This window comes from Paracoccus sp. PAMC 22219, from assembly GCF_000787695.1.
Classification (GTDB): Bacteria; Pseudomonadota; Alphaproteobacteria; order Rhodobacterales; family Rhodobacteraceae; genus Paracoccus.
Genome location: NZ_BBPH01000211.1, coordinates 1 through 7,731 on the forward strand (window position 1 = coordinate 1; position 7,731 = coordinate 7,731).

Genomic DNA, 7,731 nt, shown 5'->3' on the forward strand with positions numbered 1-7,731 from the left:
TCCAAGATCATCAAGTGATCCATGGCCCGCAAGGGCCGCGGACTGCTGATGCCGCCGGATGATCCCTTCGGGGATATCGCGGCGGACAGGGCCACCCTTCGGGGTGGCCCTTGTCGTTTGCGGCGGCGACATGACCAAAAAGTCGCGTTGACCGCCGGGCGGCCGCGCGCGAAAGTGAGGGTCAGGAACAGGACAGATCAAGCTGATGTGCCAGATCTTTGCCGGGCAGCACCCGGACCGCTATGAGACCGTCACCCGCCGCTTGCGCCTGAACGGCCAATCGACCTCGATCCGGCTGGAGCGCGCGTTCTGGCGCATTCTGGACCGCATCGCCGCGCGCGAGGGGGTGACCACGCCCGCCTTCATCTCCAAGCTGCATGCAGAGGTTCTTGAGCTGCACGGAGAGGCGCGGAACTTCACCTCGCTGCTGCGCTGCGCCTGCACGATCTATCTGGGCGAAGATGACATCGCGCCGGCTATCGCGGCCGAGTGACGCGAATATTTTCGCTGTAGTAATCCGATACTACCCGGCCACCTGCCCAGCCCCTAGCCTGATCTGACAAGACACGTGCAGGGAGGGCCAGATGGCCAAGTACATCCACTCGATGATCCGCGTTCTGGACGAGGCGGCCACGGTCGATTTCTATGACCGCTGCTTTGGACTGACCGTGGCCGAGCGGCTGGATTTCGAAAAATTCACGCTGATCTATCTGTCCAACGGCGAAAGCGGGACGGAATTGGAGCTGACCGTCAACAAGGACCGCACCGAGCCGTATGACCTGGGCGACGGCTATGGCCACGTGGCGTTTTCGGTCGATGATGTCGACGCCACCCACGCCCGGCTGGTGGCCGAGGGGTTCGCGCCGCGCAAGCTGGTCGATTTCGCACCGGGCGGCACGGTGATCGCGCGCTTTTTCTTCATCAAGGACCCTGACGGATACGAGATCGAGGTCCTGCAGCGGGGCGGCCGCTACAGCTGACCGGCCTGCCGCGCCCTTGGGAGGGGGCGCGAGACCACATCAAGGGAGGAGGAACCCATGTCTGAACAAGTGACCAAGGGCCTGACCCGTCGGGCGTTGCTGTCGCGGGCCGTTGCGGTCGGCGCGCTGGCGGTGACCGGCGCAGGCTTCATCGCGGCCCCCGACGCGGCCTGGGCCGTTCAGGTGACCGCGATCAGCGAGCACCAGATGGCCACGCTGCTGCAGATGGCGCGCGACATCTATCCGCATGACCGCGTCGCGACCGGTTCTATGCGATCGCCATCAAGGGCTACGACACCCCCGAGAACCAGGCGATGGTGGCCGAGGGCATCACCGCGCTGGATGCCGCCGCGCAGGCGGCAGGGCACGACGACTATGTCTCGATCGGGTGGGAGCAGGACCGGGTCGCGATCCTGCGCGGGATGGAGGACAGCGCGTTCTTCCAGACCGTCCGCGGCGGACTGGTGACGGGTCTCTATAACCAGAAGGAGGTCTGGCCGATCTTTGGATACGAGGGCGAAAGCTTCTCGCAGGGCGGCTACATCTATCGCGGTTTTGACGACATCGACTGGCTGTAAGGGAGGCGGATCATGGCAACGGCAGCAAAATTCGAACTGACCGACGACAGCGTGGTCGTCATCATCGGCACCGGCGCGGGCGGCGGGGTGCTGGCCAACGAACTGGCGCAGAAGGGCGTCAAGGTCGTGGCCCTGGAGGCCGGCGGGCGTTACCTGCCCGAGGATTACATCAACGACGAATGGGACAGCTTTGGCCAGCTGGCCTGGACGGACGCGCGAACCACCAGCGGCGACTGGCGCGTGGCCAAGGATTTCAGCGGCCTGCCCGCCTGGATCGTCAAGGCGGTGGGCGGCACGACGACCCACTGGGCGGGCGCCTCCATCCGGTTCCAGGACCACGAATGGAAGGCCCTGACCACCTATGGCGCGGTCGAGGGGGCGAACCTGCTGGACTGGCCCATTGACGCCGCCGAAATGGCCCCCTGGTACGATCTGGCCGAGGCCAAGCTGGGCGTCACCCGCACCGGCGACCGCGAGGGGCTGCCCGGCAACAACAACTTCAAGGTGTTCGAGGCGGGTGCCAAGGCGCTCGGCTATACCGAAGTGAACACCGGCCGGATGGCGATCAACAGCGCCGATTACGACGATCGCCCGGCCTGTCAGCAGACGGGGTTCTGTTTCCAGGGCTGCAAATGGGGCGCCAAGTGGTCGTCGGCCTATACCGACATCCCCAAGGGAGAGGCGACCGGCAACCTGGAGGTGCGCGACCACGCCCACGTGGCCCGCATCCTGCACAACGATGAAGGCCGCGTGACCGGGGTCGAGTATTTCGACAAGGACGGCGCCCTGCAGTTTCAGGCCGCACGCATCGTGGCCGTGGCGGGCAACAGCTTTGAAAGCCCGCGCCTGCTGCTAAATTCGGCCAGCGAGATGTTCCCCGACGGGCTTGCCAACAGCAGCGGTCAGGTCGGCCGCAACTATATGCGGCACACGACCGGGTCGGTCTATGGCATCTTCGAAAAGCCGGTGCGGATGTGGCGGGGCACGACCATGGCGGGGATCATGCAGGACGAGGCGCATCACGACCCCGAACGCGGCTTTGTCGGCGGCTATGAGTTGGAGACGCTGGCCCTGGGCCTGCCCTTCATGGCGGCCTTCCTGGATCCGGGACGGTGGGGGCGAGAGTTCACCACCGCGCTGGACCAGTATGAATACATGGCCGGGCTGTGGATCGTCGGGGAGGACATGCCGCAGGAGACCAACCGCGTCACCCTGTCGGATACCGTCGACAAGTTCGGGCTGAAGGTCGCCAATGTGAACTTCAGCGACCACCCCAATGACGTGGCGATGCGCAATCACGCCTATGAGCGTGGACAGGCGATATATCGGGCAATGGGGGCCACGCGGACTCTGCCGACGCCGCCTTATCCGTCGACGCACAACCTGGGGACTAACCGCATGTCGGAACGGCCCGAAGATGGGGTCGTGAACAAATGGGGCCAGACGCACGACATCGCGAACCTGTTCGTGTCGGACGGAAGCCAATTCACGACCGGCGCGGCCGAGAACCCGACCCTGACCATCGTCGCGCTGGCGATCCGTCAGGCCGACCATATCGCCAAGGAAATGGCCGCGGGCACGATCTAAGGAGAAACGACCGCCCGGAGAGTATCCGGGCGGTCGGATCAATCAGGCGTCGGCGGCCTTCTGGTTGACGCCGCCTTCGGCGATGCGGGTCATGTGCTTGTCGCCGTCGCGGGTGCTGTCCAGGCATTCCTGCAGCACGCCGCCATCGGCATCCAGGTCCAGCCGGTTCGCAAAGCTGCGAACGCAGCCATAGCCCGCGATCGCGTAATGCGTCAGGCGCTGGTACTGGGTGATGATCGCCGCGTCGCGCACGTCGTCATCGCCGAAATCAGCCTGCAGCGCATGCTTGCGGGCCTCGGTCACCAGACCCTCCATGCCCTTGCAGTGCTCTCCGGTCGGGTCGACGCCGTGCTGGCTGCACAGGGTGGCCAGGTGATCCATCCCGCGGGCGATGCCTTCGTTGCCGGCGATCAGCGCCTCGGCCAGTTCGCGCGACGTGGCGACGCGACCCATCTCGGTCACGACGGGCATGGACTGCTTGCAGGCGGAATACAGGTCCTGCAGCTGGTCCAGATACAGGTCCTTGAGGGAATTCATGGTCATGATGCGGCCTTTCTGATGGTGCTGGGTGACCAACGATCCCCAGCCCGCCCTGTTCCATCGGCATGCCAAAGATCAACCCTGCGCGCTTGACTTTGCGGTCGGTCCGGGCCAGCACTGCGGCCCGTTCCGTCAGAGGAAGACATCCCCATGTTCGCCTGGTTCGAACGACGCATCGACCCCTATCCCGACCAGACCCCCACCATGCCCCCGTCGGGCTTGTGGCGGTTCGTGCTGCATTACAGCCGGGGCACGCTGCCGTGGCTGGTGCTGCTGGCCGTGGGCTCCGGCCTGATCGCGCTGATCGAGGTCGCGCTGTTCGGCTGGCTGGGCCAACTGATCGACCAGCTGGCGGACACGCCGCGTGAACTGTTCTGGGACCGCCACGGTGGCAGCATCGCGATGATGGCGGTGGTGCTGCTGGTCGTCATGCCGGCGCTGAACGTGGTGACGTCGCTGGTGCTGCACCAGTCGCTGATGGGCAATTTCCCGCAGCGTATCCGCTGGCAGGCCCATCGCTGGCTGCTGCGCCAGTCGGTCGGCTATTTCCAGGACGAATTCGCGGGCCGCATCGCACAGCGCCTGATGCAGACCGCACTGGCCGTGCGCGAGGTGTCCATGAAGATCATGGATGTCGGCAGCTATGTCCTGATCTATTTCCTGGGTGCCATGGCGTTGGCGGCCAGCCAGGATTGGCGTCTGGCGATGCCGTTCCTGGTCTGGGCCGCGGCCTATGGCATGCTGCTGTGGTACGTCGTGCCGCGCCTTGGCCGGGTGGCGCAGGAACAGGCCGATGCGCGCAGTGCGATGACCGGGCGCATCGTCGACAGCTATACCAACATCGCGACGGTCAAGCTGTTCTCTCATTCCGACCGAGAGGAGCGGTGGATGCATCAGGGCATGGACCGGTTCCTGGGCACCGTCCACGCGCAGATGCGGCTGTCCAGCCTGCAGGACATGGTGCTGAACCTGCTGAACGTCTGGCTGGTCGCGTCCGTGGCCGGGCTGGGGCTGTGGCTGTGGACGCAAGACCAGATCGCGGTCGGGGCGGTGGCCATCGCGGTGCCGCTGGCCCTGCGGCTGAACAACATGTCGCATTGGATCATGTGGGAATTCGCCGCCCTGTTCGAGAATATCGGCACCGTGCGCGACGGCATCACCAGCCTGTCCCTGCCACGAGAGGTGCGTGACGCACCGGGCGCGCAGCCGCTGCTGCCCGGTCCCGCGGCGGTGCGGTTCGACAACGTCACCTTCCGCTATGGCGGCGCGGCGGGGGCGCAGCCGATGGCGGTGCTGGACGACCTGACGCTGCATTTGCGGCCCGGGGAACGGGTCGGGCTGGTGGGACGGTCGGGCGCGGGCAAATCGACGCTGATCAACCTGCTGCTGCGGTTCCACGACATCGACGCCGGCCGCATCACCATCGACGGTCAGGACATCGCCCAGGTGACACAGGACAGCCTGCGCGCGGCCATCGGCGTGGTCACGCAGGACAGTTCCCTTCTGCATCGCTCGGTGCGTGAGAACATCGCCTATGGCCGCCCCGATGCGACCGAGGATCAGATCGACCACGCCTTGCGCATGGCCGAGGCGGACGGATTCGTGCCGTCTTTGTCCGACAGCCAAGGCCGCCGGGGGCTGGAGGCGCATGTGGGCGAACGCGGGGTCAAGCTGTCGGGCGGTCAGCGCCAACGCATCGCCATCGCGCGGGTCGCGCTGAAGAACGCGCCGATCCTGATCCTGGACGAGGCCACCAGCGCCCTGGACAGCGAGGTCGAGGCCGCGATCCAGTCCCGGCTGGAGGCGCTGATGCAGGGCAAGACCGTCATCGCCATCGCGCATCGCCTGTCCACCATCGCGGCCATGGACCGGCTGGTGGTCATGGATCAGGGCCGCATCGTCGAACAGGGCAGCCATGCCGAACTGCTGGCGCGCGACGGGCTATATGCGCGGCTGTGGCATCGCCAGTCCGGTGGGTTCCTGGCCGCGGACTGAGCGGCCAACATGAAAAAGGCCCCGGCGCGATGCCGGGGCCTTTTCGTTTTCGGGCGGGTGCTTACTGCGCCAGCAGGTCGGTGATCCGGCGGACGGATGCGCGACGGTTGTCGCGGATGTCGCCTTCCGAACGGATGCGCAGGAACTGTTCGCCATAGCCCTGGGTGACCAGGTTCTCCGGCGGCACGTCGAAGTATTCGGTCAGCGCCAACGCCACCGATTCCGCGCGACGGTCCGACAGCGCCAGGTTGGCGGCGTCCGATCCGACGGTGTCGGTGTGACCCTCGATCATGAAGATCTCGCGCGGGTTCTGGGTGATCTGGTCCTGGATCGCGCGACCCAGACCCTGCAGCTGCTGGGCCTGATCGGACCGGATCGCGGCCGATCCGGTGTCGAAGGTGATCGCGTCGATGTTGACCGGGGCCACCAGCGCACGCACCTCGGGGATGTTGCGGATCTGGGACAAGGTAAAGCGACGGTCGACATTCGCCTCGCGCTGCAGGGCCTCGCGCAGCTGGTCCTCGTTCAGGGGCGTGTTGCCGGTCTGGACGGGGGCCGGGGCGGGCAGGGCGCCGATATCGACGGGCTGCACGTCCATGGTGTCGTCGATCAGCTGCGTGGTCGTGCCATCGGCGCTGACCAGCGTGCGGCGCAGAACCTGCAGGTTCACGTCACGGATGGTCACCACGCGGCTGCCGTCCTGACGCGTCACGATGGTCCGCGACGAGCCGTCGTCAAAGTTCTCGGTTTGCACGGTCGAGCCGGGCTGACGCAGCAGGGCGACCTCGTCCTTGATCACCTCCTGGCTGCCATCGGCGCGCGTCACGACGACGCGGTCGGGGGCGGACAGGGCAACCTGGCGGTTGTTGTTCAGGTACGACCCGACGGCAACGGCGCCCAGACCCAGCAGCAGGGCGTTACGCAGGCGGTTGTCGTCATCCTCCTCCTCGGCCTGCGGTGCAGGCTGGCCGGTGGCCCCTGCCAGCGCGTCGCGCAGGCTGGTGGTGAAGTCCTCGGACGACGACCGGGTGCTGTCCTCGGTCACCTGCTGTTCGGTGATCTCGCCCGATCCATCGGCCGCGTCCAGTGCCGCGGCAGTGGACGGTGCGACGGCTTCCGCCGCCTCACGCGAGGCCTCGGTCTCGACGGTGTCCTCCTCGGCGGCGCGCTGGATCAACTCGCCATTCTCGCCGACGCGGTACATCTGTGCCTCGGTCGGGGCCAAGCGCAGCTCTCCGGCCTCGTTCGTCTCGACGACGACACCGCTCGGGGTCATCGCACGACCGCCATCGGCGCAGGGGAAGCTGCCGCCGTTCAGACATTCCAGGGACGAGGTGTCCAGACCACCCTCGACCTCCTGCGTCAGGACGCCGGCCAGTCCGGGCAGGGCGGCCGCGCGTTCGACCTGGGTTGCCCCCGTCGCCACGGAGAGGCGGCCCTGTGCTGCAGGGGCGGCAGGTGCTGCAGGTGCTGCGGGTGCGTCAGCCGTCGCTGCCGGATCGGCAGGCTGTTCGGCCTGTTCCAGGGCGCGCAGTTCCTCGGCCAGCGCGTCCGCGTCCTCGCCAATGGGTGCCTCGGCAGGCTGCTGGTTGTTCTGGGCTGCGGGGCGCGCAGCCGGGCGTTGCTCGGCCGGGGCATCCGCGGCGGGCGGTGCGTCACGTTGCGGATTGGCGGGCGGAGCCACGTCGCCAGCCACAGGCGCTGCCGGTGCAGGCTCGGCGGCACGGGCGGGGTTCGGCGCGGGCGCAGCTTCTGCCTGAGGCGCGGGACGGGCCTCGGGGGCCTGGTCCGGCATCGCTTCGGGTGCCGGCGGTGGCGGGGTGCCGTCCGGTGCGGGCTGAGGCTCGGCATCGGCGGCCGGTGCAGCAGCTTCCGGTTCCGCAGCCGGGGGCGCCGGTTCCGCAGCAGGCTCGGGTTCTGCGGCAGGCTCCGGCTGCGGGCTCGGGCTCGGCTGCTGGCGCGGGTTCCGCGGCAGACGCAGGCGCAGGGGCGGCTGCGCGTCCTCCGCTGCACGGGCCGCCTCAGGCGCGTCGGCCGGGGCCTCTGCGGGG

Annotated in this window: 6 protein-coding genes and 1 pseudogene; 5 read left to right on the forward strand and 2 right to left on the reverse strand. The window is 67.3% G+C overall.

Annotation, left to right across the window (positions count from 1 at the left end):
- Nucleotides 1-205: 205 nt before the first annotated feature.
- The 4 genes and pseudogenes from TY51_RS18710 (at nucleotide 206) to TY51_RS18725 (ending at nucleotide 3,145) form a co-directional block, all read left to right on the forward strand.
- Nucleotides 206-493 carry a ribbon-helix-helix domain-containing protein gene (locus TY51_RS18710; RefSeq protein WP_042252648.1) on the forward strand — a complete coding sequence of 96 codons (288 nt, stop codon included), beginning with the start codon at nucleotides 206-208 and terminating at the stop codon, nucleotides 491-493.
- A gap of 91 nt (nucleotides 494-584) precedes the next feature.
- Nucleotides 585-980: a VOC family protein gene (locus TY51_RS18715; protein ID WP_042252651.1), complete on the forward strand. Its 396-nt coding sequence runs from the start codon at nucleotides 585-587 to the stop codon at nucleotides 978-980.
- Nucleotides 981-1,037: 57 nt separating this feature from the next.
- A pseudogene (locus TY51_RS18720) lies at nucleotides 1,038-1,558 on the forward strand (Twin-arginine translocation pathway signal).
- Nucleotides 1,559-1,570: 12 nt separating this feature from the next.
- Entirely contained in the window at nucleotides 1,571-3,145 is a 1,575-nt protein-coding gene (locus TY51_RS18725; protein ID WP_042252654.1) for a GMC family oxidoreductase, read from the forward strand.
- A gap of 42 nt (nucleotides 3,146-3,187) precedes the next feature.
- Here TY51_RS18725 and TY51_RS18730 read toward each other — a convergent pair whose 3' ends face one another.
- A complete protein-coding gene (locus TY51_RS18730; protein WP_042252660.1) occupies nucleotides 3,188-3,688 on the reverse strand; it encodes a ferritin-like domain-containing protein in 501 nt (166 codons plus the stop codon).
- A gap of 147 nt (nucleotides 3,689-3,835) precedes the next feature.
- Between TY51_RS18730 and TY51_RS18735 the strand changes: the two genes are divergently transcribed.
- The gene (locus TY51_RS18735) at nucleotides 3,836-5,680 is read left to right on the forward strand and encodes an ABC transporter ATP-binding protein (protein WP_042252657.1); all 1,845 of its coding nucleotides are present in this window, start codon (nucleotides 3,836-3,838) and stop codon (nucleotides 5,678-5,680) included.
- A gap of 61 nt (nucleotides 5,681-5,741) precedes the next feature.
- On the opposite strand, the gene TY51_RS18740 is transcribed toward TY51_RS18735, so the two are convergent.
- The coding region (locus tag TY51_RS18740) for an OmpA family protein (protein ID WP_197054836.1) at nucleotides 5,742-7,731 on the reverse strand (1,990 nt) is incomplete at its 5' end.

What these genes read in the sequence shown, in the direction of transcription:
- TY51_RS18725 (WP_042252654.1), top strand. Translation starts at nt 1,571, where the DNA reads ATGGCAACGGCAGCAAAATTCGAACTGACCGACGACAGCGTGGTCGTC.
- TY51_RS18730 (WP_042252660.1), bottom strand. Translation starts at nt 3,688, where the DNA reads ATGACCATGAATTCCCTCAAGGACCTGTATCTGGACCAGCTGCAGGAC.
- TY51_RS18710 (WP_042252648.1), top strand. Translation starts at nt 206, where the DNA reads ATGTGCCAGATCTTTGCCGGGCAGCACCCGGACCGCTATGAGACCGTC.
- TY51_RS18735 (WP_042252657.1), top strand. Translation starts at nt 3,836, where the DNA reads ATGTTCGCCTGGTTCGAACGACGCATCGACCCCTATCCCGACCAGACC.
- TY51_RS18715 (WP_042252651.1), top strand. Translation starts at nt 585, where the DNA reads ATGGCCAAGTACATCCACTCGATGATCCGCGTTCTGGACGAGGCGGCC.